We start from the raw sequence: 25,078 nt of genomic DNA on the forward strand, positions 1-25,078 counted from the left end.
AGACTCGACGAAGGGAAGAAGGACCGATGGCCTCCTGCAACGAACTACGGCGAGTCGCGGTCATCGTCTCTCTACGCTGTACGAAGTCGACCACACCCCCATCGTCCTCCTACTAGCGTTTCATCAGCCGCGTCGCAAGCAAGCCCCAGCATGTGCTGGAGGCTTGCTTGCGACGTAGATTCAGGAGCCGCACGGTCGGGCCGCGACGTCAAGGAGGCAGGCTAACTGCGGAGGAAGGCCGAAGCTGAAGCAGGCGCCGGAATGGATCGCAGCTTCATCAGGTTGACGCGGTAACAGCCTTGAGGCTGCGCGATGCCACTGCCAACGTTCGAAGGGAGGCCGTGTCATTGCTGCCAACCAGCACTCGAACTTGGTTAAGCGAGCAGTCACCGAGCTAGTCGGGCGTTGACATAAGAAGTAAGCCTTGGGAGGCGGCTGGCAGTACGTGGCATGATCGTGTATCAGGTGAGTCGATGGACTTTGCACAGCAGACAAGTGGGGACAAATGGTGACGAACGGTGACTTCCTGATCGGGCCGGACGAGCAGGAAGCCGCAGAGCAGCAAATCGTTGAGCAATCTAAACGAATCGACTTCTACATTACCGAATACACAGTCGAGATTCTCGCTAACAAGATGAGGGCAAACGAATACGTCGTCCCTCGCTATCAGCGAGAGTTCACTTGGGAGCCGGAGCGCAAGTCTAAGTTCATCGAATCCGTCATCATGGGGCTGCCCATCCCATTTGTCTTCTTCTGGGAAATGGAGGATGGGAAACTAGAAGTAGTCGACGGCTCTCAGCGCCTCCGAACCCTGGAGGAGTTCATCCTGGGAGACTTTCGCCTGGGAGACCTCGACCAGCTGTCGCATATTTCTGGGTTTAGGTTTACCGACCTCCTCGAATCACGCCAAAGGAAGATCAAGAACAAATCAATTCGAGGTATTGTTCTGAACGAGCACGCCGATGAGGCTGCCAGGCTGGACATGTTCGAGCGGATTAACACCGGAAGCAAGATTGCCAACAAAGCGGAAGTCAGGCGAGGCGCATTGGCTGGACCTTTCCTTGATCTTGTAATCGAGTTGGCAGATGACCAGCTTCTTCATTCTCTTGCACCAATGAGCAGGAAGCAGAAGGATGAGCGCGGATACGATGAGCTGGTTACGCGGTTCTTCGCTTACGGTGATGGCCTAGAAGGCTACAAGGACCGGCCCTCCGATTTCATTTTCAAGTACGCGAAAAAAAAGAATCTCGCCTTCGCCACGGATTCAACATTGTCGATTTCCTACGCACGCCGATTCCATGAAACCCTAGAATTCGTCAATCGAGTTTTCCCGTACGGATTCAGGAAGTCTCCGACTGGTCGCGCCACACCTCGCGCGCGATACGAGTCAATCGTCCTTGGTTCCTACTTGGCGCTACAGGATCGACCCGAGATTAGGGATTTCGGGCGAGAACGCTTCAATGTAACCGACTGGCTCTCTGGTGAAGAATTCACGAATATCACTGGGTCTGACGGAGCGAACGCACGATCTCGCCTGGAGGGACGCATTGGGTTCGTGCGCAATAAGCTGGTGGCCGCATGAGTACTGCGGATCTCTTCCCGTTCTTCGAGGAGCGATTCAGCGAAGTAGATTCGTATATCGACCTTCTTGAGAAGATTGAGGAGGCGGCGCGAAGTGGTGCCCCACGCATCACCGTATCCGAATACAAGATCTCGGCTAAGCAGCAAAGGATTCTCTACTCAAGCGTTTACCTGCAGCTCTACAACTTGGTCGAAGCCACTATGGCAAGGTGCGTCGCGGAACTGACTGATGCAACCGCGGTCGAAGGAACTTGGCAGCCTCACCACCTTAATGATCAGCTGCTCCAGGAATGGGTCCGGTCTACCGCTCGCACGCATGCCGACATGTCCTCCTCAATCCGGCTCAAGCATGCACTTGAGATGAGCACGCACATCGTGCAGCAGCTTCCAATCAAGCCGTTTGTTATAGACGTCGGCGGCGGAGGCAACTGGGACGATGAGGTAATCTACAAGATGGCCGAGCGGCTGGGTTGCCCCTTGTCGCTGACCGGAACCACGCAAGCCGGCGTCAAGCGCAAGCGGCGTGACGGATTGGGGCCCCTCCAGCTGGTCAAGAACCGCAGGAACGGGCTGGCTCACGGTTCGATCTCGTTCGTAGACTGCGCCGACGGTGTAGTGGTGCATGAGCTGCGCGAGATGTCACAATGCGTAGAGGCGTATCTACGTGAAGTAATCGCGTGCTTCAAGCAGTACATAGATTCCTATAATTTTCTCCGACCAGATTGCAGGCCAACCGGTGGTACGGCATGACTGAAGACCCTCCGAACATTTCAGCGGTTGATCTGTTTTGCGGTGTCGGAGGGCTCACCCACGGCTTGGTCCGCAGCGGAATTAACGTCAGCGCTGGTGTAGACCTGGATCCTCATTGCCGGTATCCGTTCGAGGCAAACAATGCTGCGCCATTTATTGAGCGAGACGTTAAAGACCTCAAGGCTGCCGACCTCGAGGGATATCTGTCTGCCGGGAAGTACTCGCTTCTGGCCGGCTGCGCGCCATGCCAGCCATTCTCGACCTATAGCCAGAGCGGTCGAAGCAAGAAGCGAGGGATGGATTGGCGGCTTGTGCAGAATTTTGGCTCACTCGTGGCGGAGCTGCAGCCCGACCTTGTCACTATGGAAAACGTGGTCCAGTTGGCAGACCACGAGGTTTTCCAGGAGTTTCTTGGATCGCTGAGCGGCTACTCCGTTCGTGTGGAAAAAGTTGAATGCACGAAGCTTGGCATCCCGCAATCACGTAAGAGGCTTGTCCTCTTGGCGTCCAAGCTTGGAAGCCACGGCCTGGATTTGACTCCACAATTCATTCCAAAGCCACGTACGGTGCGGGACGAAATCGGGAAGCTACCTGCAATTCCGGCTGGTGGGCAGCACCCTAGGGACCCTTTGCACACCGCCTCGTCTCTGAGCGAGATCAACATGAAGCGGATCAAGGCATCACGGCCGGGAGGGTCTTGGCGTGATTGGGATCCCGAGCTGATTGCAGAATGCCACCGTAAAGTAACCGGCTCGACGTATCCAAGCGTTTATGGCCGCATGGAATGGGACTCCCCCTCCCCTACGATTACCACTCAGTGCTTCGGTTACGGTAACGGCAGGTTCGGGCACCCGGTGCAGGATCGCGCGATTTCTTTGCGGGAAGCGGCAATGCTGCAGACCTTCCCTAGGGGCTATAAGTTCCTCAAGAAGGGTGAACAGGTCACCTTCAGTCGGTTGGGTCGAATGATTGGGAACGCTGTTCCGGTTCGGCTCGGGGAGGCCATCGGCCAGTGTCTAGTCGAGCACGTTCAGGCATATGAGCGTGGGAAGACGGGAAACGCTGAGACTGGTCCGGCGGAACAGTTGGATCGCCTCTTCTGAACAGCTGCTTAGTCTGCAGGGCAGTGGAGCGGATTTGGGGCAAGTGATCATGGTCCCTAAGTTTGCGACGCGCCGGGCAGGTTGTGGACCTGCCCGGTAAAGCACGACATATGGGCCATGATCTTAGAGGCTCCCACAAAGTAGCTGCCTAAAGCCGTCAAGCCTCGCCGCAAAACGCCGCAACGCTCGTCGAGCCGCCGACCGTCGTCGCCCGGGAGTTCTCGCCCTGGTCCCGGGACGAGACGCTCGATTTCCTCGCCGCCACCCGGAAGGACCCGCTGTACGCCGCCTTCGTGCTCGCCATCGCCCTCGGTTTCCGTCGTGGGGGTCGTCCGGCTCCGCTAGGAGCACGTCAACCTCGACAAGCGGGAGATCCGGGTCAGGACTCAGCAGCAACGGGTCGCCGGGGAGGTTTACGGGGACGATCCCAAGGGGCGCCGATGCAAGCAGACACTTCCGCTCCTTGCCATCTGCGCCGCTCTCCTGTGATGGCAGCGTCTCAAGCAGGCCGCTCGGGGAGAAGTGGACGGAGACCGGGTATATCTTCACCACCCGCGCCGGCCAGCCCGTCGAGCCACGCAACCTCTACCGCTCGTTCACCCGCGTTGCGAAGAACGCCCGCCTCCGCGTCGTCTGGTTGCACGACGTCCGGCACAGCACGATGACGCTCCTCACCTCCGCCAGCGCCCCGGTCCGCGTAGTGACGGAGATTCTCGGACGCAGCCAGATCGCCGTGACGATGAACGTGTACACGTACATCGTCCAGGACTCACAGCGGGAAGCCGTGAGTTACATGGATCGGCTGCTCAGGAGTCGTCCCCGGTCGTGATGGACCGCCCCCGTTGATATCAGAAGTAGATGTCAAAGGCCCCTCGCCATGATCAGCGAGGGGCCTTCGTACTGGTGGGCGCGGACGGTTTCGAACCGCCGACATCTGCTTTGTAAGAGCAGCGCTCTACCCCTGAGCTACGCACCCGTGGAAGAAGCAACAGCCTACATGGCCCGTGGGCGGGTGCCGCAAACCCGTGAGTCCGGCGGAGCGGGGAGCGGGGGTTGTCCCCACCCCGGAGACGGTGGGTCGCCGGATCGTGACGCGGGGTGTCCGGTCCGTACCGTCGGGGGATCGTCGTGTTCCTCTGAGGATGAGGTCGTCATGGTCGCAGGTCGTCCGTTCCGTGTGCTGTTCGCCTCCGGTGGGGTGCTGGCCGCCGTGCTCGTGCTCGGCGGGTGCGGGAGCGCCGACGCCGAGGGGGCGCCGGTGGAGAGGAAGGACTTCGCCTTCGCCGGGACGGCGCTCACCGTCGACTCGGACGACTCGCGCCTGGAGGTGACGCCCGCCGACGTCGACGGTGTGCGCGTCGAGCGGCAGGTCGACGGCTGGGTGTTCATGGGGTCGGGGCCCGAGGCGACCTGGAAGCTGGAGGGCGGGCGGCTGACGCTGCGGGTCGAGTGCGGGGCGGTCGCCTCCCGCTGCGGCGCCGTGCACCGCGTCCAGGTGCCCCGGAACGTCGCCGTCACCGTCGAGAGCGACAACGGGAGCGTGACCGCCGAGGGGCTCGCCACGCCCCTGAAGGTGCGGTCCGACAACGGCGACGTCCGGGTGCGGAAGGCCGGCGGGGCGCTCGACCTCGGCAGCGGGAACGGCCGCGTGGTCGTCGACGCCGGCACCACCTCGCGGGACGTCACCGCCCGGTCCGACAACGGGGACGTCCGGATCACCCTCGGAGCCGTACCCCGCAGGGTCGACGTGGTCACCGACAACGGCGGAGTCACCCTGGAGGTGCCGAAGGCCGAGTACGCGGTGACCGGGACCAGCGACAACGGCCGGGTCCGCCTCGACGTGCCCCGCCGCGACGGCAGCGAGCACGCCCTGAACGTCCGCGGCGGCAACGGCGACATCACGGTCCGCACGGCGAACTGACCGGCCCGTGTGCGCGTCCTCACCGGGTGGGAGAATGGACCCGGACCGGGCACGGCGGACACAGCACGGGAGAGGTACGTGGCGGCGAGCGATACGAGGAGCGCGTCGGCGCCCAGGGTTTCCTCCGCGTTCCGGCCGGCGTTCGCGCTGTCGCTGGTGGCGGTGGCGCTGCTGCCGCAGGCATTCGCCGGTGGGGGGACCCGGCGGTGGTTCGGGGGGCGCGGGGAGGGGCAGCGGGCCGGGGCGCAGGCCGCGAAGGACGCCGCCGCGGCCGCGTTCTACGAGCTGGACACCGCCCAGCGCGGGCTGCGGATCTCCGTCGAGACCATCACGGCCGTCGACGGCTCCCCCGAGGCGCTCCGCGCCGTCGAGGGCTTCGAGGCGCTGGGGCGACGCATCGACGAGGTCAGCCACGCGTACATCACCGCCGTCGACGCCCACGACCTCGACCGCGACGAGCTGGACGGGGCGACCGCCGCCCGGGCCCGCGCCGAACTCACCCGGGCCAAGGACGAGCTGGACCGCGTGAAGGGCGAACTGGACCGGTTCGAGGCCGGTCTCGCCCCGCTCCTCGGCCGCGCCGAGACCCAGCTCGCCCGCCTCGCGCCCGCCGTCGAGCGCGCCCGGCAGTCCCTGCGGGGCGCGAGCGACGCGCTCGACTCGGTACGGGAGGGCGGGCTGCGCGCCGACGACCTCGCGCTGCGGCTCGCGCGGCTCGGCCCCGAGCTGACCCGGCTCAACGAGGGCGCGGGCCGGCACGGCGTCCCCGAGACCCTGCAGCGCGCCGACCGGGTGCTGCGGGACGCCGAGGCCATACGGACCGAGGCGGAACGGCTGCCCGGACGCGCCGCCGAGATCGACCGGCGCCTCGTCTCGCTGCGTACCCGTGCCGAGGCGCTGACCACCCGCGCCGGAGGGGTCGAGCCCGTCCTCTCCGAGCTGCGGCGGCGGTTCTCCGCCGCCTGCTGGCAGGATCTCCAGCACGTGCCCGGGCAGGCCGCCGACACGCTCCACCGGGCGGAGGAGCGGCTCGCCGAGGCCGGACGGGCGCGGGCCGAGCAGCGCTGGCCCGACGCGACCTCGCTGCTCTCCACCGTCCGGGCCCTCCTCGACTCCACCGACGAGGCCGTCTCGGCCGCCGGTGACCGGCTGCGCCGCCTGGACGCCGTCGCGAAGGACCCGGAGGCCGAGACCGACCGCGCCAGGTTCGCCGTACGGGACGCCCAGCGGCTCGCGATGGACGGGCGGACCACCCCCGACCCGCGCCACGCCCGGCCCCTCGACGAGGCCGTCGCGCGGATCGACCGCGCCGTCGGGACGCTGGAGGAGCGCCACCCCGACTACTGGCACTTCCTGACCGAGCTGGAGGCCGTGCGCGCCACCGTCGCCCGGGTCGTCGGGCAGATCCGGGAGGAGCGGGGAGCCGGGGTGGGGACGGGGACGGGAACCGGGCACTGATCCCGGCGGGCCCGCCGGACCGTCGCTTCCGCCGCCCCACGGGCCTCACCGGCGCCCGTCGCCCCGGCGTGCCCGCCGGATCCTTCGACCCGGTCGCTCCCTTCCCTCCGGGCCGGTCGGCGGGGCGCCCCCGAGGGCGGGACACCGCCTAATCTGTCCCCATGCCTCGTTACGAATACCGCTGCCGCACCTGCGGCGACACCTTCGAGCTCAGTCGGCCCATGGCCGAGTCCTCCGCCCCGGCGGCCTGTCCCGCCGGGCACGACGACACCGTGAAGCTGCTGTCGGCCGTGGCCGTCGGCGGAAGCGGAAGCGGCGCCGCCGCCCCCGCGCAGGGCGGTGGCGGCGGTTGCTGCGGCGGGGGCTGCTGCGGCTGACCCCGGGACGGGCCGGGACGGGCCGGGACGTGCATGCCGGGCTCCGCCGGGCGGGACTTCCGGCACGCGTCCTATCCGGCCGCCGCCGCCGCCCGGAAGCGGCGCAGGATCTCCTCCCCCGCCGCGACCCCGCGTTCCGCGAGGACGTCGAGGTGGGGGGCGGTCCAGCCGCTGTCGGCCAGTTCGCCGTGGCCGGGCCGCCAGGCCCGGTCCGCGGCGAGCAGCAGGTCGGCGTCGAGGAGGGAGTCCCCGGCGGCCAGGGTGAGCGCGGCGCCGGTGCGGCGGGCGAGTTCGCGGACGGCCGCGCTCTTGGTGAGCGGCTTCGGCACCGCGTACACCTTGCGGCCCTGGAGCGAGACGGTCCAGCCGCGCTCCCCCGCCCAGTGGCCGAAGAGTCCCAGCCACTCCTCGGGGAGCAGGTCCCGTTCGACGACCAGGTAGGCGAAGAGGTCCTCGGCCACCCGGTGCTTGCGCACCCAGGACCGGTCCGTGGTGGCGGTGAGGTAGGCGCGGATCTCGGCGAGCGGCGCGCACTCGTCGGCGAGCCGGTCGAGGACGGAGGCGTGCCAGTCGCGGTCGGTGACGCCGTCCACGAGGATGTGACCGCCGTTGGCGCAGATCGCGTACTTCGACGCGGTGCCCGGGAGCCGGATGCGCTGGTACTGCTTGCGCGTCCGCGTGGTGGTGGGGACGAAGAGGGTCTCGTCGGCCAGCCGGGCGAGGAGGCCGGCCGCGTCCTCGGTCATGTAGGAGAGCGGCCTGGACTCGTGGACCTCGACGCAGAGCAGCCGGGGCGCGAGCGCGTCCGGGGCGGTGAGGGCGAGGGCGGCGGCCGAGTAGATGAGGGTGCGGTCGAGGTCGCTGGCGACCAGTACGGACGCCGGGTCCGGGGTCCGGGGAGCGGCCGGGTTCGTCGTCGTGTTCACCGGGTCGCCACCGCCTTGCCGTCGGCGCCCGTCGCTCCCCTGGTGTACCGGGGGTGGATCAGGCCCACGCAGCTGTACGGGAGGCCGTCGACCTCCTCGACCGGTACGCCGCGCTGTTCCGCGAGCAGCCGTACGTGCGCGAGGTCGGCGCCGGCGCCCCGTGCGGCGAGGATCTTCCAGGGGACGCGGCGGAGCAGGACGCGGGTGGTCTCGCCGACGCCCGGCTTGACCAGGTTGACGTCGTGGATGCCGTACTCCTCGCTGATCCGCTCCACGGCCGCCCAGCCCTCCCAGGTGGGGGTGCGGTCGGCGGCGAGGAGTTCCTCGACGTCCGTGTCGACGGCCGCGGCGACCTCGGCGAAGCGGGCGGTGACGGCGTCGAGGAAGGCGCCGGAGACGTCGGAGTCCGCCAGGTCGCGGTAGAACTTGGCGCCGTGGAAGTCGTCCGGCCCGACCAGGTCGGAGCGGAGCACGGTGCGGGACACCAGGCCGGAGACCGTGGAGTTGAGGCAGGCGGAGGGGACGAGGAAGTCCTCACGCGTGCCGTAGGTGCGGACGCAGGAGCCGGGGTCGGCCAGGACCGCGATGTCGGGGTCGAACCCGTCGAAGTCCTTGAGGGCTTCGGCGAGTTCGCGGGAGATGGCGCCCTTGCCGGTCCAGCCGTCCACGAAGACCACGTCGGCGGGGTCGTGGTGGGCGGCGAGCCAGCGCAGCGCGTTGGCGTCGATGCCCCGGCCGCGCACGATCGACACGGCGTAGTGCGGGAGGTCGAGGCGGTGGCGGGTCCGTGCCCAGCGGCGCATGAGGATGCCGACGGGGGTGCCGGCGCGGGCGAGGGAGACGAGGACGGGGCGGCCGGTCCGTTCGGCGAGGACGGTCTCGGTGACCGTGCCGACCGCGCGGGCGATCCGGGCGGCGGACGCCTCCAGGGCGGAGTGGAAGAGCGCCTGGTACTCCTCGCTGGGCTGGTACTCGACGGGCAGCGACTCGGCGTAGTGGGCGCCGCCGCGCTGGACGGCCTCCTCGCGTTCCTCGGTGGGGGCCTCCAGCTCGACGTCCGAGAGGTCCTGGAGCAGCCAGCCGACCTCGTCGGGCGCGTACGAGGAGAAGGCGGGGCCGCGGAGGGGCTCGGGCAGCATGGAGCTCCTTTCGGGAGCTTCGGGGGTTCGGGGGGCGCCGGCGGTCGCGGCGGTTCCGGGCACGTACGAGGGCACGACCGCGAGGAACACGTGCGGGACGTGCGCCGCGAGCTGGGCGAGGAGGCCGTCCGGAGCGTGCAGGGCCGGGGTGTCGGCGGCGGAGTCGATCACGAGGACGACGGCGTCGAAGCCCGCGCCGGCCACGTTGTAGGCGTAGCGCTCGCCGGGGCCGTCGGCCGGGTCGTCGTGGGCGGGGAAGACGAGCCGGGTGCGTATCGCGTAGCCGGGGTCGTCGACGGCGAGGACGGGCGAGCGGGTGGTGGTGGAGCAGCGGACGTCGTGTCCGGCCTCCTCCAGGGCGGTGCCGAGGCGCAGCGGCGCGTACATCAGCTCCTCGAAGCCGAGCACGAGGACGCGGCGGGGGGCGGCGGGGGTGACCGCGGCTCCCGCGACTCCCGCGGCTCCTGCGGCTCCTGCGGCTTCCGCGGCTTCCGCGGCTCCCGTGGCTTCCGGGAGGGCCCGGTCCGTCCCGGTCGCCGGGGCCTCCCGGCCCTCCGGGGCCCCCGGCGCTCCCAGCGCCTTCCCCACGCGGTCCGCCAGGGACGGCAGGGCCGCCTCCAGGAGTTCCCGGTGCGCGGGGGTGAACCCGTGCCGTCCGCCGTCGGGCAGCCCCCGGGGCCAGCCGAGGTCGATCCGTACGGGGGCCCGGCCGGGTGCCGGGGGCGCGGGGGCGGGCGCGTGCGCCGCCTCGTACTCCTCGACCAGCGCGCGGCCCCGTTCCAGGACCCCCTCCGGGAGGCGTACCGTGCCGGTCGCGCGGGTGATCAGGTCGACGCGGGCGCCGACCTCCTCCGCGAAGGCGTCCAGACGGCCGAGGTCGTCGGCCGAGCGCATGTCCACGAGGGCGACGACGACGTACCGCTCGCGCGGGTGGCTCCCGTGCAGGGCCCTGATGGTGTTGAGGACGGTGTTGCCGGTGGAGAACTCGTCGTCCACGAGGACCAGCGGGCCGTCACCGGCCAGCAGCTTCGGGTCCTCGGGCAGCAGCAGGTGCGAGGTGGCGTGGGAGTGGGACTCCTCGAAGCCGCCCGCGCGGGCGACGCCGGGGACCGGGCGCCGGGTGGAGTGGAGGTACGGGGCGGTGCCGAGGCCGTCGGCGACGGCGTGGCCCAGGGCGGTGGCGGTCTCCGCGTATCCGAGGACGACCGCGCGTGCGGCCTCCTCGTCGCCGAGGAGCGCGCGGACGCGCCGGCCGAGGTCGAGGCCGGCGCCGTACACGACCGAGGGGCGCTGCGGCACGTGCTTGCCGAGCACGCCGGAGACGAGCAGGTGCGCGCGCCGGGGGTTGCGGCGCAGTGCGAGGCCCAGCAGGGTCCGCAGCTCCTCGCCGCCGGTCAGTTCGACGCCCAGTCGCTCCGCGACCCACGTTCCGGTCCACACCACGTCGTCTCCGTCCCTTCGTCAGCCGGCGAGTCCGGCGGTGAGCAGCTCCACGAAGCCGACGTCCTCCCTGGCGACGCCGAAGACCTCGGCGCGCAGGAGGATGCGTTCGGCCCACGCGCGGTGCGGCTTCACTTCGTTCATCTTGTTCGTGTACGCGGAGCGGAGCACTCCGCCGCCGTCCCGTTCGGGTCGCAGGATGTCCTGGGCGTCGCTCCACTCCTCGTGGCTGACCACGGAGAGCGCGTGCACCGGCACCACGTGGGTGGGGTGGATGCAGGTCTTGCCGAGCAGGCCGTTGGCCCGGTCGAGTTCGATCTCGCGCAGCAGGCCGTCGAGGTCGTGCTCGATGAGCGCCGTGCGCAGGTCCTCGGCGCGCCCCTCCAGGAAGGGGCTGCGGCGCAGCTGGGGCTTGAACATGCGCTCGCCGGGCCTGAAGTACTCCCAGACGGGTCCGGTGATGGTGAAGCCGGTGCCGTCGGCGCGGCCGAGGACGTTGACGACGTCGGAGATGACGTGGGCGACGACCTTGACGTCGTACGCGGTCATCTCGGGCGAGCGGCGGAGGCCGTAGGCGGAGCAGAAGTCGGTGACGCCCAGGCGCAGGGCGAGGACGTGGTCGCGGTACTCCCGGGCGATCGAGGCGATTCCGGTGAGGGTCTCGACCCTGGTCTCCAGGTGGAGGAGTTCGGGGGACTCCAGGACGGGCATGGCGAAGAGGCGCCTGCCGGTGGTGCGCCCGGCCTCGGCCAGCGCGTCGAGGAAGGCGCGTCCACGGCTCTCGGTGAATTTGGGCAGTACGAATCCGGACAGCAGGTGAATCGTTTTTCCGAGGCGGTCGGCGAGATCGGTGATCTGGCCGGGCTCACGGACCCGGATGAAGAGCAGGGGCACGTCCGTCCCGCCGGCGGCGAGGTCCGCGAACTCCCGGACGAGGTTGTCCTCACCGGCCTCCACGTCGGCGTCGCCGATGGAATCCTCCAGGCAGAGCACCATGGAGACCACTCCCCGGGCGGCCTGTTTGCGCACGGCGTCGGCGAGCCGGGGCCGGGTGGCCGGGCTGTAGAGCGTGGCGCCCAGGGCCACGGCGAGCGTGCGCGCGGGCGAGTCGGCCGTGAACTCGGCCGGTTCCCGGTGGAACAGCCCGGCTCGCTTCGCGGACGGAATGTGCCCGAAATGACGCATATGGGTAACCGTCTGCCTCTCGATGTCCCGTCTGTGCCCCGATGACACGTGGCCGGTAATAGTACGTAGGCGGGGGTGTCCTCAGTTCCCGCGCGATGTGAAATCCGGGTGACCCGCCGGCGTCCGTCGTCCCGGTCCGGCATCGGTGCCGCCCCCCGCGTTGTCCGCGGGACGGCCGGGAGGGCAGGATTGCGGTCATGACGCACGCGATGCTGAAGGGCTCCAACGTCCCTCTCGACACCGCGGCCGTACGGGCCGTGCTCCGCTGGACCCCGGGCCCCGGGGTCCCCGACGTGGACGCCTCGGCCCTGCTGCTCGGGCCGTCCGGACGCGTGCGGTCCGACGAGGACTTCGTCTTCTACAACCAGCCGCGCCACCCCTCGGGGTGCGTGCGGCGGCTGCCGAAGAAGCGGGACGCCGCCGGGCTGACGGACACCGTGGAGGCCGACCTCGGTGGCCTGGACGCCTCCGTCGACCGGGTGGTGCTCGCGGCCTCCTCCGACGGCGGCACCTTCCGCTCCGTCTCCGACCTGCGGATCCTGCTGTACGACGCGTCCGCCGGGGCCGGGGACGAGCCGCTGGCCCTGTTCGAGGTGACGGCCGAGACCGGCGAGGAGACGGCCGTCATCTGCGGCGAGCTGTACCGGCGCGGGGACGGCTGGAAGTTCCGCGCGGTGGGGCAGGGCTATCCGACGGGGCTCGTCGGCCTCGCCACCGACTTCGGCATCTCGGTCGACGAGGACGCCCAGGAAGGGGTCCAGGACGGCCTGCCCGGCGCCCCGGGTCCCGACTCCCCCGCCACCGGCTCCCCGGCCCACGGCGCGCCCGCCACCGGCTCCCCCGACCTCGAGGCGACCGTGGTCCACGCCCCCGTGCCGCCGCTTCCCGCGGTGCCGCCGCGGCCGGACCGGGCGCCCTCCTACGGCTACCCGCAGCAGCCCGTGGCCTCGCCGGCCCCCGCGTACGGCTATCCGCAGCCGGTGGGCGTCCCCGACCGGGACCCGTCCCCGGGGTTCCGGATGCCGCCGATGGGCCCCCAGTTCGTGCGGTCCTGAGCCCTCGGGCCGCGCTCACGCCTTGGTCTTGTAGCCCCGGCCCCACTGGAGGCCCCAGCCGTACAGCCGGTCCAGCTCCGCCTGGAAGCCGTACACGAACCGCACCTCGCGCCGCACCGTCAGCTCGCCCTTGGCGTTCTCCACGGAGAAGACCGCGCAGGAGCGGGCCTGCGGGGCGCGCTCGTCGAGTTCGATCTCGATCCGGGGGCCGTTGCTCGGGTAGAGCGTGACCGTGGCGTGGGTGCGGTCGAAGGCCGGCGTCTGGTCGTAGATGTAGACGAAGAACAGCAGCCGCTTGAACTCGTCCTTGTGGTCCAGGTTGACGAAGATCGTCTCGCCGGAGGAGCCGCCGAAGCGGTCGTCCCCGCTCAGTTTCACGTACGGGGCCGCGTTCAGGTCGCCGAAGAAGTTGCCCAGCGGCTGCACCACGCCCTTGCTGCCGTCCGTCAGCTCGTAGAGGCACCCCAGGTCGAGGTCGACGTTGACCATGCCCTGGGTGTGGGCCTGGACGACCTCGGGCTTGAAGAGCTGGGAGGGGTGCCGCAGCAGTTGCCTGCCCTGGCGGGAACGGCCCTCCAGGTCGGAGCTCCGCATCCGCCAGGAGAGGTTCACCCGGAGGTTGCCGGAGGTGGCGCCCTGCTTGGTGAGCGAGACGGACGGGCGCCGTTTCGTCAGGTCGATCGCGTTCGACGCGGAGTTGCCCGAGTCGAACTGGGCCGTCCTCCCCGCGAACAGGTTGTCCCAGAAGGCCATGTCGCCTCCACCCCCACTGGTCGTCGTCCGCACCGCGCACATGCCCGCGGGGCGGCCGGGTGCTCCGGCCGCCCCGCAGTGAAGCGTTCCTCACCGCCGGGGGTGTCACACCCCGGAGGTCACCTCCGTCTTGTCGCCCGGGGAGCCGGAGCCGCCCCCGGCCTCCGCGAGCGCCTTGTTGCGGCGGACGGAGGACCAGAAGGACCAGGCGATCAGGACGACGCCGATCAGGCCGGTGACGACCTCGTTGATCTCGTACCGGATGGTGACCAGGAGGAGCACGGCGAGGGCGCCGATCGCGTAGTGCGCGCCGTGCTCCAGGTAGACGTAGTCGTCGAGGGTGCCCTGCTTGACCAGGTAGACCGTCAGCGAACGCACGTACATGGCGCCGACGCCGAGGCCGAGCGCCATCAGGACGATGTCGTTGGTGATGGCGAAGGCGCCGATGACGCCGTCGAAGGAGAAGGAGGCGTCGAGGACCTCCAGGTAGAGGAACATGAAGAAGGCGGCCTTGCCGGCCAGCTGGACCGCGGAGACCTTCTTGCCGCTGCGCCGGGCCTCTTCCTCGGCCTCGTGCTCGCGCTCCTCCTCCTCTTCCAGCTTGTTCTCGAAGAAGCCGGAGAGACCGCCGACGACGAGGTAGGTGATGAGGCCGGCGATGCCGGAGATCAGGACCGTCTGCGCCTTGTCGGCGTGCGCGCCGCCGTGCTGGTGGGCCTGGGTCGCGAAGGTCATCGCGGTGACGAGCAGGACGATCAGCGCGATGCAGACCGACAGCATGTCGACCTTGCCGAGCTTGGCCAGCGGGCGCTCGATCCAGGCGAGCCACTTGATGTCGCGGTCCTCGAAGATGAAGTCCAGGAAGATCATCAGCAGGAACATGCCACCGAAGGCGGCGATCGACGGATGCGCGTCGGTCACCAGCTCCTCGTACCTGTTCGGCTGGTTGAGCGCCAGGTCGACCGCCTCGATCGGCCCGATCTTCGCGCTGATGGCGACGATCACGACGGGGAAGACGAGCCGCATGCCGAAGACGGCGATCAGCACGCCGACCGTGAGGAAGATCTTCTGCCAGAAGGCATTCATCTTCTTCAGGATTCCGGCGTTGACCACCGCGTTGTCGAAGGAGAGCGAGATCTCGAGGATGCACAGGATCGCGACGATCCCGAACGCTTTCCACCCCCCGTAGAGCACTGCCACGACCAGGCCGAGCGCAGTGATCGCGAACGACCAGCCGAAGGTTTTCAGAACCACTGTCTACCCCATCGTGAAATTACATGGCTTTACGAAACGTTGACCCCGAAGTCTAGAGCGATGCCGCGCAGGCCGGACGCGTACCCCTGTCCCACCGCCCGGAACTTCCATTCGCCGTTGTAGCGGTAGAGCTCGCCGAAGATCATCGCGGTCTCGGTGGAGGCGTCCTCGGAGAGGTCGTAGCGGGCGAGTTCCTGGCCGTCCGTCTGGTTCACGACGCGGATGAAGGCGTTGCTGACCTGGCCGAAGCTCTGGCCCCTGTTGTCGGCGTCGTGGATCGAGACCGGGAAGACGATCTTGTCGCAGTGGGCCGGCACCCGGGTGAGGTCCACGACGAGGGACTCGTCGTCCCCGTCGCCTTCGCCGGTGAGGTTGTCGCCGGTGTGCTCGACCGAGCCCTCGGGGCTGCTGAGCTGGTTGTAGAAGACGAAGTACTCGTCCCCGAGCACCCGGCCGGCCTGGCAGAGCAGGGCGCTGGCATCGAGGTCGAAGGGGGCTCCGGTGGTGGAGCGCGCGTCCCAGCCGAGTCCGACGAGGACCTGGGTGAGGTTGGGTGCGGCCTTGGAGAGGGAGACGTTGCCTCCCTTGGCGAGCGTGACGCCCATGGTTCTGTTCCTCCCCGGTGGTGATGAGGCGCGTCCGGCGCCGCACTTCCGAGTGCGGCGCCGGACGGTTCGAACGGTTCGGCTCAGACGTTGACGCCGAAGTCCTGCGCGATGCCGCGCAGGCCCGAGGCGTAGCCCTGGCCGACGGCGCGGAACTTCCACTCGGCGCCGTGGCGGTACAGCTCGCCGAAGACCATGGCGGTCTCCGTCGAGGCGTCCTCGGAGAGGTCGTACCGGGCGATCTCGGCGCCGCCGGCCTGGTTCACGACGCGGATGAACGCGTTGCGGACCTGGCCGAAGGACTGCTGGCGGTTCTCGGCGTCGTAGATCGAGACCGGGAAGACGATCTTGGCCACGTCGGCCGGAACGGCGGCCAGGTCGACCTTGACCTGCTCGTCGTCGCCCTCGCCCTCACCGGTGAGGTTGTCACCGGTGTGCTCGACCGAGCCGTCGGCGCTCTTCAGGTTGTTGAAGAAGACGAAGTCCTGGTCGTTGCGGACCTTGCCCTCCTCGCTCACCAGGATGGCGCTGGCGTCGAGGTCGAAGTCCGTACCGGTGGTGGTGCGGACGTCCCAGCCCAGACCGACGGTCACGGCGGTGAGGCCAGGGGCCTCCTTGGTCAGCGAGACGTTGCCGCCCTTGCTGAGGCTGACTCCCACGAGTCCCTCCATAGGTTTCCAGGGGCAGCGCCCCCAGTCGTGCGTTGGCATCGGATCAACGAATCGATCCTAGTGACGGGTTCCCGCTCGAAACAGCCGATTCGCCGTCGAACACGGGGGTGTCGGTCCCGGGCGGCTCAGAGGGCGGCGAGCGCCTTCCGGTACGCGTCGGTGTTCCGGGCGTCCGGCAGGGCGTTGACGACGCTCCAGCGGACGACGCCCGCCTTGTCGATGACGAAGGTGCCGCGCACCGCGCAGCCCTTCTCCTCGTCGAAGACGCCGTAGGCGCGGGACACCTCGCCGTGCTTCCAGAAGTCGGAGAGCAGCGGGAAGTCCAGCCCCTCCTGCTCGCCGAAGACGCGCAGGGTGTGGATCGAGTCGTTGGAGACGGCGAGGAGCTGGGTGTCGTCGTTGACGAAGGCCGGCAGGTCGTCGCGCAGCTCGCGCAGCTCGCCGGTGCAGACGCCGGTGAAGGCGAAGGGGTAGAAGAACAGCAGCACGTTCTTCTCGCCGCGGAAGGCGGCGAGCCGGACGGTGCGCCCGTGGTTGTCCTTGAGCTCGAAATCCGGAGCCTCGGTGCCGACCTCGATCGCCATCGCGCGCGCGTCCCTCTCGACGGGGCCCGGTCCCCCGGTCGACGGAACCGGGGCGTGGGCCGAAACGGTGGACCCCACCCTACGCCCGCGGGCGAAAAGCCCCCGCCGGACCGGGTCCGGCGGGGGCTCGTCGCAGTGCGGTGATCAGCGCTTGGGGGTGGCCAGACGGGTGCCCGTCCAGTCCTTTGCCAGGCTGATGCTCTTGGTCTGGGAGAGACCAGCGGTCTGCGCGGCATCGTTGATGTCGCTCGGCTCGATGTAGCCGTCGCGGCCGGTCTTCGGAGTCAGCAGCCAGATCATGCCGCCGTCCTCCAGAAGACCGATGGCGTCCACCAGGGCGTCGGTGAGATCGCCGTCCTCGTCGCGGAACCACAGCACGACGGCGTCGGCGACGTCGTCGTACTCCTCGTCCACGAGATCGGCCCCGATGATGGACTCGATGCCTTCACGGAGATCCTCGGCGACGTCGTCGTCGTAGCCGATCTCCTGGACCACCTGTCCGGGCTCGAACCCCAGCCTCGCTGCCGGGTTGGTCCGCTCCTCCGCGTGGTCCGCGGTCGCGCTCACGGCTTGCCTCCTGCTCATTCGGAAAATGCTGTGGGCCACGCGTATGCGCGCGGCGCTGGCCGTAGTCCACACGTGCCGGGGCGGATCGCGCAAGTACCCGGCCCCGGAGACCGCCGAAACGGTGACGTTTGGGGCCGTCTCGCCGCAACTTCCGGCACCTCCGGTCCTCCTCCGCGACCGGGTGTGAGCGATTCGTCCTGCTTTCGAGGACTTCTGTCTCCTCAGTCTGCCGAACGCCCGGACGGAACGCATGCGCGGGTTGGGCGTAAGGTTGCGATTTGACCGTAACCAGGCACGCGGGAGGTCGCCCCCGAGGGTTACCTCTCGGTAAAGATGACGTCTGGCGCCGGCGGGGTACACGATGGAGATCCCGACCACCCCGTGGCCCCGTGGGCACCCCGAACAGCTAAGGAAGAGCGTGGCTCCCGGATCAGATCGCAACCCGATCATCATTGGCGGCCTTCCCAGCCAGGTCCCGGACTTCGACCCGGAAGAGACCCAGGAATGGCTCGACTCCCTCGACGCCGCCGTCGACGAGCGGGGCCGGGAGAGGGCCCGCTACCTCATGCTCCGCCTGATCGAGCGGGCCCGCGAGAAGCGCGTGGCCGTGCCCGAGATGCGCAGCACGGACTACGTCAACACCATCGCCACCAAGGACGAGCCCTTCTTCCCCGGCAACGAGGAGATCGAGCGCAAGGTCCTCAACGCCACCCGCTGGAACGCGGCCGTGATGGTCTCGCGCGCCCAGCGTCCGGGCATCGGCGTCGGCGGTCACATCGCGACCTTCGCCTCCTCGGCCTCCCTCTACGACGTCGGCTTCAACCACTTCTTCCGCGGCAAGGACGAGGGCGACGGCGGCGACCAGATCTTCTTCCAGGGGCACGCCTCCCCCGGCATCTACGCCCGCGCGTACCTGCTCGACCGGCTGAACGACGCCCAGCTCGACGGCTTCCGCCAGGAGCGCTCGAAGTTCCCGAACGGCCTCTCCTCCTACCCGCACCCGCGGCTGATGCCGGACTTCTGGGAGTTCCCGACCGTGTCGATGGGCCTCGGCCCGCTCGGCGCGATCTACCAGGCCCGGATGAACCGGTACATGGAGGCGCGCGGCATCGCCGACACCTCCAAATCGCACGTCTGGGCGTTCCTCGGCGACGGCGAGATGGACGAGGTCGAGTCCCTCGGCCAGCTCTCCATCGCCGCCCGCGAGGGTCTGGACAACCTCACCTTCGTCGTCAACTGCAACCTCCAGCGGCTCGACGGCCCGGTGCGCGGCAACGGCAAGATCATCCAGGAACTGGAGTCGATCTTCCGGGGCAACGGCTGGAACGTCATCAAGCTGATCTGGGACCGTTCCTGGGACCCGCTGCTCGCGCAGGACCGGGACGGCATCCTGGTCAACAAGCTGAACACCACCCCGGACGGGCAGTTCCAGACGTACGCCACGGAGACCGGCGGCTACATCCGGGACCACTTCTTCGGCGGCGACCACCGGCTGCGGGCCATGGTCGAGGGCATGTCCGACCAGCAGATCCTGCACCTGGGCCGGGGCGGTCACGACCACCGCAAGATCTACGCGGCCTACGCGGCGGCGAAGGCCCACACCGGCCAGCCGACCGTGATCCTCGCGCAGACCGTCAAGGGCTGGGCGCTCGGCCCGAACTTCGAGGGCCGCAACGCGACCCACCAGATGAAGAAGCTGACGGTCGACGACCTCAAGCGCTTCCGCGACCGGCTGCACATCCCGGTCACGGACAAGCAGCTGGAGGAGGGCCTGCCCCCGTACTACCACCCGGGCCGGGACTCCGAGGAGATCCAGTACATGCACGACCGCCGCGAGGCGCTGGGCGGGTACGTCCCGACCCGGGTCGTGCGGGCGAAGCCGCTGGCCCTCCCGGACGACAAGACCTACGCGGCGGCCAGGAAGGGCTCGGGCCAGCAGTCGATCGCCACCACCATGGCGTTCGTCCGCATCCTGAAGGACCTCATGCGGGACAAGGAGATCGGCAAGCGCTTCGTGCTGATCGCCCCCGACGAGTACCGCACCTTCGGCATGGACGCCTTCTTCCCGAGCGCCAAGATCTACAACCCGCTGGGGCAGCAGTACGAGGCGGTGGACCGCGAGCTCCTCCTCGCCTACAAGGAGTCGCCGACCGGCCAGATGCTGCACGACGGCATCTCCGAGGCCGGCTGCACGGCCTCGCTGATCGCCGCCGGCTCCGCGTACGCCACGCACGGCGAGCCGCTGATCCCGGTGTACGTCTTCTACTCGATGTTCGGTTTCCAGCGGACCGGCGACCAGTTCTGGCAGATGGCCGACCAGCTGGCGCGCGGCTTCGTGCTGGGCGCGACCGCCGGCCGCACGACGCTGACCGGTGAGGGACTCCAGCACGCGGACGGGCACTCGCACCTCCTCGCCTCGACCAACCCCGCCTGCGTCGCCTACGACCCGGCGTTCGGCTTCGAGATCGCGCACATCGTCAAGGACGGTCTGCGCCGGATGTACGGGCCCGAGGCCGAGGACGTCTTCTACTACCTGACCGTCTACAACGAGCCGATCCAGCACCCGGCCGAGCCGGAGGACGTGGACGTGGAGGGCATCCTCCAGGGCATCCACCGCTTCAAGCCGGCCGGGGCGGGCACGATCCCGGCGCAGATCATGGCCTCCGGCGTCGGTGTGCCGTGGGCGATCGAGGCGCAGCGCATCCTCGCCGAGGAGTGGAACGTGCGGGCCGACGTCTGGTCCGCCACCTCCTGGACCGAGCTGCGCCGCGAGGCCGTGGCCGTCGAGGAGCACAACCTGCTCCACCCGGACGAGGAGCAGCGCGTCCCGTACGTGACGCGCAAGCTCCAGGGCGCCGAGGGTCCGTTCGTGGCGGTCTCGGACTGGATGCGCGCGGTGCCGGACCAGATCTCCCGCTGGGTGCCGGGGCCGTACACCTCGCTGGGCGCGGACGGCTTCGGCTTCGCGGACACGCGCGGCGCGGCACGGCGCCACTTCCACATCGACGCCCAGTCGATCGTGCTGGCGGTGCTGACCGAGCTGGCCCGCGAGGGCAAGGTCGAGCGGTCGGCCCTGAAGCAGGCCGTGGACCGCTACCAGCTGCTCGACGTGGCGGCGGCGGACCCGGGCGCGGCGGGCGGCGACGCGTAGGCCGTGAGGCATCGCGGCCCGTGAGGCGCCGCAGCCCGTGAGGGAGGCGAGGGGTGGTGGGACCGGCGGTCCCGCCGCCCCTCGCCGCGTCCCGGGGCCCTCACCGCTCCCGGGACCCGCGTCTTTCCCGGAGCGCCCCTACCGCTCCCAGATCTTGAACGCTCTGACCTCGTACGGCGTCTGCGGCACCCAGGTCCCCTTGCCCGGATAGGTCTCGAACTCCCCCGTCTCCCCGCACTCGGCGGACTGGTAGGTGGTGACCGGCCTCCCGGTGCGGTTGGCGAGGGACTGGGCCGAGGTGCCGGCCGGCAGGGCGACGCAGCTGTCGATGTCGGTCGTGGCCAGCTCGTGGCTCTGCGTCCTGCCCTTGAACTCGGGCTTGGACCAGAGGCAGAGCCGGCCGGGGCCGCAGGGGCCGAGCTTCGTCCCCGGGGCCGCGACCGCGCCCCCGCCGCCGGCCGGTGGTCCGGTCGGCGCTCCGGCGGTGGCCGCGGCCGGCAGGACGGCGAGAAGGAGGACCGCCAGGGCGGCGGTCGCCGGAAGTCGCTTCGTATACAGGTCACGCATGGCGCTGAACCCCCGTTTTCGTTACTCTCTGTCACCAGAACTCTGCCGGACGTCACCACCCGTTGAGAAGGGGGCCAAAGCTTCTTCACCCGAACGGGCGACGGCCCCCTCCGGACCGGGTCCGGAGGGGGCCGTGCGAGGAAGCGAAGCAGCGGAGCGGCTGGACAGCCCGGGGGCGGGGCAGCCGCGCGGCGGAGGGTGAAGAGCGGCCCTCAGATGTGGGCGCCGCCCATGCCCGCCTCCGCGTTCGCACCGCGCTTGGTGAGCGTGGCGACGAGCGCCGCGACGACCGCGACGACACCGGCGACGGTGAAGGCCAGGCCCATGCCGTCCAGGAAGGTGTCGTGGATGACGCCGGTGATCCGGTCGAGGAGGTCCGGGGTCATCCCCGGCGTCCGGGCCAGCTGCACCGGGACCATGCCGAACTCGGCGGCCTGCTCCAGCGCCGGGTTGGGCGGGGCCGGGATGCCGGCCGCCTTCCAGTTGTCCGCGAAGACGGCGGAGACCTTGGAGGACATGACGGCACCGAGGACCGCCGTGCCGAGGGCGCCGCCGACCTGCATGGCGGCCTGCTGCAGACCGCCGGCCACGCCGGAGAGCTCCAGCGGCGCGTTGCCGACGATGACCTCGGTGGCGCCGACCATGACCGGGGCGAGCCCGAGGCCGAGGAGGGCGAACCAGAGGGACATGGCGAGGGGGCCGGTGCCGGGGGAGAGCGTGATCATGCCGAACATCGCGACGGCCGTGCAGACCATGCCGCCGACGAGCGGCACGCGCGGACCGAACTTGGTGATCAGCACGCCGGCCAGCGGCGAGGAGACGATCATCATCGCGGTCAGCGGCAGCAGGCGCAGTCCGCTGTCCACCGGGCTGAGCCCCTTCACGCCCTGGAGGTAGAAGGTCACGAAGAACAGGCCGCCCATGAAGGCGAAGGCCATGAGGACCATCAGGACCACACCGGCCGAGAGCGGCACGGAGCGGAACATGGCCAGCGGGATCAGCGGCTCCTTGACCCTGGTCTCCCAGAAGGCGAAGACCGCGAAGAGCACCAGCGCGCCGATCAGACCGCCCCAGGTCTTGCCGCTGCCCCAGCCCCAGGACTCGCCGGCCTTGATGAGGCTCCAGACCAGGGAGGCCATGGCGCCGGAGAGCAGCACGATGCCGAGGATGTCGAAGGAGCGCGGCGCGTTCTCCGCGCGGTGGTCCCTGAGGATCACCAGGCCGAGGACGAGCGCGACGACGCCGACCGGCACGTTGATGAAGAAGACGGACTGCCAGCTGACGTGCTCGACGAGCAGACCGCCGACGATCGGGCCGCCGGCCGTCGAGGCGCCGATGACCATGCCCCAGATGCCGATGGCCATGTTCAGCTTCTCGGCGGGGAAGGTGGCGCGCAGCAGGCCGAGCGCGGCCGGCATCAGCAGGGCGCCGAAGAGGCCCTGGAGGACGCGGAAGGCGATCACGGCCCCGATGGAGTGGGAGAGGCCGATGGCGCCCGAGGCGGCGGCGAAGCCGGTGATGCCTATGAGGAAGGTCTGCCGGTGGCCGAAGCGGTCACCGAGCTTGCCTGCGGTGATCAGGGCGACGGCGAGCGCGAGCAGGTAGCCGTTGGTGATCCACTGGACCTGGGCGAGCGTGGCGCCGAGGTCCTCCTTGATGGCGGGGTTGGCGATCGCGACGATCGTGCCGTCGAGCGCGACCATCATCACGCCCACGGCGACGGCGAACAAGGTCAGCCACGGATGGCCGCGCAGTCCATTCGCCGGGGCCGGAACGGCTCCCGGGGCGTCCCCCTGACCCTGCGGGGCCTTTTTCACGGTGGTCTGACTAGTCATACGAGTGAGGCTAATGTCAGTCGCTGACAATTGACAAAGCGATTCACGCGCCGGTAACTGTCACGTAGCTCACAGGTACTCTGATCTGGAGCAAATGCTTGCAAAACGCCTGTGGCACGTGTGAGAAGAGGACCCCGAGGTGACCCTGCCCGGACTGCGCGAGCGGAAGAAGCAGCGTACGCGCGACGCGTTGATCCGGGTGGCCCTGGAACTCTTCACCGCCCACGGGTACGAGCGGACCACGGTCGACGAGATCGCGGAGGCCGTCGAGGTCTCCCAGCGCACCTTCTTCCGCTACTTCTCCTCCAAGGAGGAGGTCGCCTTCGCCGTCCAGCAGATGGTGGAGGAACGTTTCGTTCGCGCCCTCGAACAGCGGCCCCCGGCCGAAGGGCCCCTCGACGCGATGCGCAACGCCGTCCTCTGCGCCTGGGACACCATCGGCGACGCCATCGTCGAGGTCGTCCCGGTCGCGTTGTACCTGCGCACCTTCCGGCTCATCGAGTCGACGCCCGCGCTGCTCGCCGTCCATCTGCGCCGCTCCACCGAGATGGAGGAGACCATCGCCCGGATCATCGCCGGGCGCGAGGGCGTCGACGTGGACGAGGACCCCCGCCCCCGCATCGTGGTGGCGGCGTTCAGCGGGGTGATGCGGGTGACCGGCCAGATGTGGGGCCGGGGGACGGACCAGAGCCTGGGGGCCATCCGGGCGCTCACCGAGGAGTACCTCGACCACCTCGGCCCGGCGCTGACACCGCGCTGGCGGGACGGGAGCGGCACCGGCGCGCAGCCCCCGCCCCCGTAACGGACCGTCCCCGTACCGGACCGTCCCGGCCTCCCGTACCGGACCCGCCCCGGCCGTCCCGTGAGGTGTGCCGCCCCGTAGGGTGGCGGCCCGTGATCCCCGCCGGCGTCCCGTCCGCCCTTCCCGTCGCACGCGCCCTGTTCGCGCTGCTCGTCGTGTTCGTGCTCCTGACGACCACCGGGTGGACCGCGCCCCGGCACCGGCCGGCGCCGGGGACCCCCCGCGAGGCCGCGCTCGCCGCCTGGACGCAGGACCGGACCGGCCACCGCCCGCCACCCGCCCCGGGCGCCCCCGCCCGTACCGTCGCCGCTTTCTTCGCCGGGCTCGGCCCGGCGGGCGGGGCCCGGCTCGCCGAGCGGCATCCGCTCGTCGTCGGCAACCTCGACGGCGCACCCGTGGCCCTGCGCTACCGCGCCAACCGGATCGCGCTCGCGCGGGCGTACGCCGCCGAGCACGGCAGGGCCGACGACCCCCGCCTCTCCCCCGAGGGCCGTCACGAGGCGCGGCGGCGGATCGACCGCTTCACCGCGCTGCTGCGGCCCGACCGCCAGGTCCTCGCCTTCGACCCGACGGGCACGGGCCGGGTCGCCGAGGTGTTCGGGGACCTGGAGCGGGCCCGGCGCGTCTCGGTGGTCGTGCCCGGCGTCGACACCAACCTCCTCACCTTCCAGAAGACCCACGGCCGGTACGGGGCCCCGGCCGGCATGGCACGGGCCCTCTACGACGCCGAGCGGCGGACCGCGCCCGGCGCCCGGGTCGCGGTGATCGCCTGGGCCGACTACACCGCCCCCTCCGGAATGGGCATCGACGCGCTGACCGGCCGTCTGGCCGCGTCGGGCGCCGTGCGGCTCGTGGGGCTGACCGAGGCGCTGCCCGGAGACGCCCGGGTGACGCTCTTCTGCCACAGCTACGGCTCCGTGCTCTGCGGGGCCGCCGCGCCCCGGCTGCCCGCCCGGGTGACGGACGTGGCCGTGGCCGGAAGCCCCGGGATGCGGGTGGAACGGGCCGCCGACCTCGCCGCCCCGGCCCGGATATGGGCGATGCGGGACACGGACGACTGGATAGCGGACGTGCCGCACGTGGAGGTGGGCGGGATCGGGCACGGCGCGGACCCGGTGGAACCCGGGTTCGGCGCGCGGCTGCTCTCGGCGGGCGGGGCCGTCGGGCACAGCGGCTATTTCGAGCCGGGGACGGTGAGCCTCGGCAACCTCGCCGCGCTGGGCGTCGGCGCCTACCCGCGACTGGTCTGCGTCCGTGCCGACAGCCCCTGTCGCGAAGGAATTTCCGGTACGGAGGGGTCCTGACGCGCGGAGATCCCGTGATGTCCGGACCTTTCACAGGGGCGACGCCGGAG

General features: G+C 69.7%; 21 protein-coding genes, 1 tRNA gene and 1 pseudogene. 11 read left to right on the forward strand and 12 right to left on the reverse strand.

Going from position 1 to position 25,078, the window contains the following annotated elements; all coding sequences use genetic code 11:
• The first annotated feature begins 505 nt into the window (after window positions 1-505).
• The 4 genes and pseudogenes from ACZ6AQ_RS02385 to ACZ6AQ_RS02400 all read left to right on the forward strand — a co-directional run.
• Window positions 506-1,582 (forward strand): DUF262 domain-containing protein, encoded by a 1,077-nt coding sequence (locus ACZ6AQ_RS02385; protein ID WP_468756851.1) that lies wholly within the window; start codon window positions 506-508, stop codon window positions 1,580-1,582.
• On the forward strand, window positions 1,579-2,331 hold the full coding sequence (locus ACZ6AQ_RS02390; protein WP_468756852.1) for an MAE_28990/MAE_18760 family HEPN-like nuclease: 753 nt from the start codon (window positions 1,579-1,581) through the stop codon (window positions 2,329-2,331). The genes ACZ6AQ_RS02385 and ACZ6AQ_RS02390 overlap by 4 nt, the downstream gene beginning before the upstream one ends.
• The gene (locus tag ACZ6AQ_RS02395; RefSeq protein ID WP_468756853.1) at window positions 2,328-3,434 is read left to right on the forward strand and encodes a DNA cytosine methyltransferase; all 1,107 of its coding nucleotides are present in this window, start codon (window positions 2,328-2,330) and stop codon (window positions 3,432-3,434) included. Before ACZ6AQ_RS02390 ends, ACZ6AQ_RS02395 begins: the two co-directional genes overlap by 4 nt.
• A 170-nt stretch (window positions 3,435-3,604) precedes the next feature.
• Window positions 3,605-4,263, forward strand: a pseudogene (locus ACZ6AQ_RS02400) (tyrosine-type recombinase/integrase); the annotation flags it as partial.
• Between the two features lie 72 nt (window positions 4,264-4,335).
• On the opposite strand, the gene ACZ6AQ_RS02405 reads toward ACZ6AQ_RS02400, so the two are convergent.
• Window positions 4,336-4,410: transfer RNA gene (locus tag ACZ6AQ_RS02405), tRNA-Val, on the reverse strand.
• Between the two features lie 177 nt (window positions 4,411-4,587).
• Here ACZ6AQ_RS02405 and ACZ6AQ_RS02410 point away from each other — a divergent pair.
• From ACZ6AQ_RS02410 to ACZ6AQ_RS02420, 3 genes are all read left to right on the forward strand, one after another.
• The gene (locus ACZ6AQ_RS02410) at window positions 4,588-5,355 is read left to right on the forward strand and encodes a DUF4097 family beta strand repeat-containing protein (protein WP_468756854.1); all 768 of its coding nucleotides are present in this window, start codon (window positions 4,588-4,590) and stop codon (window positions 5,353-5,355) included.
• 78 nt (window positions 5,356-5,433) lie between these two features.
• Complete coding sequence (locus tag ACZ6AQ_RS02415; protein WP_468756856.1) at window positions 5,434-6,813, forward strand: hypothetical protein; 1,380 nt, start codon at window positions 5,434-5,436, stop codon at window positions 6,811-6,813.
• A gap of 161 nt (window positions 6,814-6,974) precedes the next feature.
• Window positions 6,975-7,190 carry an FmdB family zinc ribbon protein gene (locus ACZ6AQ_RS02420; RefSeq protein WP_388694519.1) on the forward strand — a complete coding sequence of 72 codons (216 nt, stop codon included), beginning with the start codon at window positions 6,975-6,977 and terminating at the stop codon, window positions 7,188-7,190.
• A 71-nt stretch (window positions 7,191-7,261) separates the two neighbouring features.
• On the opposite strand, the gene ACZ6AQ_RS02425 is transcribed toward ACZ6AQ_RS02420, so the two are convergent.
• From ACZ6AQ_RS02425 to ACZ6AQ_RS02435, 3 genes are read right to left on the reverse strand one after another with little or no spacing between them, the layout of a single operon-like run.
• The gene (locus ACZ6AQ_RS02425) at window positions 7,262-8,116 is read right to left on the reverse strand and encodes an HAD family hydrolase (RefSeq protein WP_468756857.1); all 855 of its coding nucleotides are present in this window, start codon (window positions 8,114-8,116) and stop codon (window positions 7,262-7,264) included.
• Window positions 8,113-10,698, reverse strand: coding sequence for a phosphoribosyltransferase (locus tag ACZ6AQ_RS02430; protein WP_468756858.1), 2,586 nt, complete (start codon window positions 10,696-10,698; stop codon window positions 8,113-8,115). The genes ACZ6AQ_RS02425 and ACZ6AQ_RS02430 overlap by 4 nt, the downstream gene beginning before the upstream one ends.
• Window positions 10,699-10,716: 18 nt before the next feature.
• A complete protein-coding gene (locus ACZ6AQ_RS02435; protein WP_468756860.1) occupies window positions 10,717-11,880 on the reverse strand; it encodes an HpcH/HpaI aldolase/citrate lyase family protein in 1,164 nt (387 codons plus the stop codon).
• 188 nt (window positions 11,881-12,068) lie between these two features.
• Here ACZ6AQ_RS02435 and ACZ6AQ_RS02440 point away from each other — a divergent pair, with 188 nt between their 5' ends.
• Window positions 12,069-12,935 carry a TerD family protein gene (locus ACZ6AQ_RS02440; RefSeq protein ID WP_468757069.1) on the forward strand — a complete coding sequence of 289 codons (867 nt, stop codon included), beginning with the start codon at window positions 12,069-12,071 and terminating at the stop codon, window positions 12,933-12,935.
• 15 nt (window positions 12,936-12,950) lie between these two features.
• Here the strand turns inward: ACZ6AQ_RS02440 and ACZ6AQ_RS02445 are convergent, their stop codons facing one another.
• From ACZ6AQ_RS02445 to ACZ6AQ_RS02470, 6 genes are all read right to left on the reverse strand, one after another.
• The gene (locus ACZ6AQ_RS02445) at window positions 12,951-13,688 is read right to left on the reverse strand and encodes a TerD family protein (RefSeq protein ID WP_468756862.1); all 738 of its coding nucleotides are present in this window, start codon (window positions 13,686-13,688) and stop codon (window positions 12,951-12,953) included.
• Between the two features lie 105 nt (window positions 13,689-13,793).
• Window positions 13,794-14,942, reverse strand: coding sequence for a DUF475 domain-containing protein (locus ACZ6AQ_RS02450; protein WP_468756864.1), 1,149 nt, complete (start codon window positions 14,940-14,942; stop codon window positions 13,794-13,796).
• A gap of 29 nt (window positions 14,943-14,971) precedes the next feature.
• Window positions 14,972-15,547 (reverse strand): TerD family protein, encoded by a 576-nt coding sequence (locus tag ACZ6AQ_RS02455; protein WP_468756866.1) that lies wholly within the window; start codon window positions 15,545-15,547, stop codon window positions 14,972-14,974.
• Between the two features lie 83 nt (window positions 15,548-15,630).
• Entirely contained in the window at window positions 15,631-16,206 is a 576-nt protein-coding gene (locus ACZ6AQ_RS02460) for a TerD family protein (RefSeq protein ID WP_388694537.1), read from the reverse strand.
• Window positions 16,207-16,343: 137 nt separating this feature from the next.
• Window positions 16,344-16,802 carry a peroxiredoxin gene (locus ACZ6AQ_RS02465; RefSeq protein ID WP_468756867.1) on the reverse strand — a complete coding sequence of 153 codons (459 nt, stop codon included), beginning with the start codon at window positions 16,800-16,802 and terminating at the stop codon, window positions 16,344-16,346.
• Window positions 16,803-16,946: 144 nt separating this feature from the next.
• Entirely contained in the window at window positions 16,947-17,369 is a 423-nt protein-coding gene (locus ACZ6AQ_RS02470; RefSeq protein WP_388694541.1) for a DUF3052 domain-containing protein, read from the reverse strand.
• Window positions 17,370-17,787: 418 nt separating this feature from the next.
• On the opposite strand from ACZ6AQ_RS02470, the gene aceE reads away from it, so the two are divergent.
• A complete protein-coding gene (gene aceE, locus ACZ6AQ_RS02475) occupies window positions 17,788-20,520 on the forward strand; it encodes a pyruvate dehydrogenase (acetyl-transferring), homodimeric type (protein WP_468756869.1) in 2,733 nt (910 codons plus the stop codon).
• Between the two features lie 138 nt (window positions 20,521-20,658).
• Here the strand turns inward: aceE and ACZ6AQ_RS02480 are convergent, their stop codons facing one another.
• Together ACZ6AQ_RS02480 and ACZ6AQ_RS02485 are read right to left on the reverse strand one after the other, a co-directional pair.
• Window positions 20,659-21,087, reverse strand: coding sequence for a peptidase inhibitor family I36 protein (locus ACZ6AQ_RS02480; RefSeq protein ID WP_468756870.1), 429 nt, complete (start codon window positions 21,085-21,087; stop codon window positions 20,659-20,661).
• 212 nt (window positions 21,088-21,299) lie between these two features.
• Window positions 21,300-22,922 carry an MFS transporter gene (locus ACZ6AQ_RS02485; RefSeq protein WP_468756872.1) on the reverse strand — a complete coding sequence of 541 codons (1,623 nt, stop codon included), beginning with the start codon at window positions 22,920-22,922 and terminating at the stop codon, window positions 21,300-21,302.
• A gap of 139 nt (window positions 22,923-23,061) precedes the next feature.
• Between ACZ6AQ_RS02485 and ACZ6AQ_RS02490 the strand changes: the two genes are divergently transcribed.
• Window positions 23,062-23,724 carry a TetR/AcrR family transcriptional regulator gene (locus tag ACZ6AQ_RS02490; RefSeq protein ID WP_468756874.1) on the forward strand — a complete coding sequence of 221 codons (663 nt, stop codon included), beginning with the start codon at window positions 23,062-23,064 and terminating at the stop codon, window positions 23,722-23,724.
• 92 nt (window positions 23,725-23,816) lie between these two features.
• Entirely contained in the window at window positions 23,817-25,028 is a 1,212-nt protein-coding gene (locus ACZ6AQ_RS02495; protein WP_468756875.1) for an alpha/beta hydrolase, read from the forward strand.
• Window positions 25,029-25,078: the final 50 nt, after the last annotated feature.

The organism is Streptomyces sp. NPDC041191 (assembly GCF_055591945.1).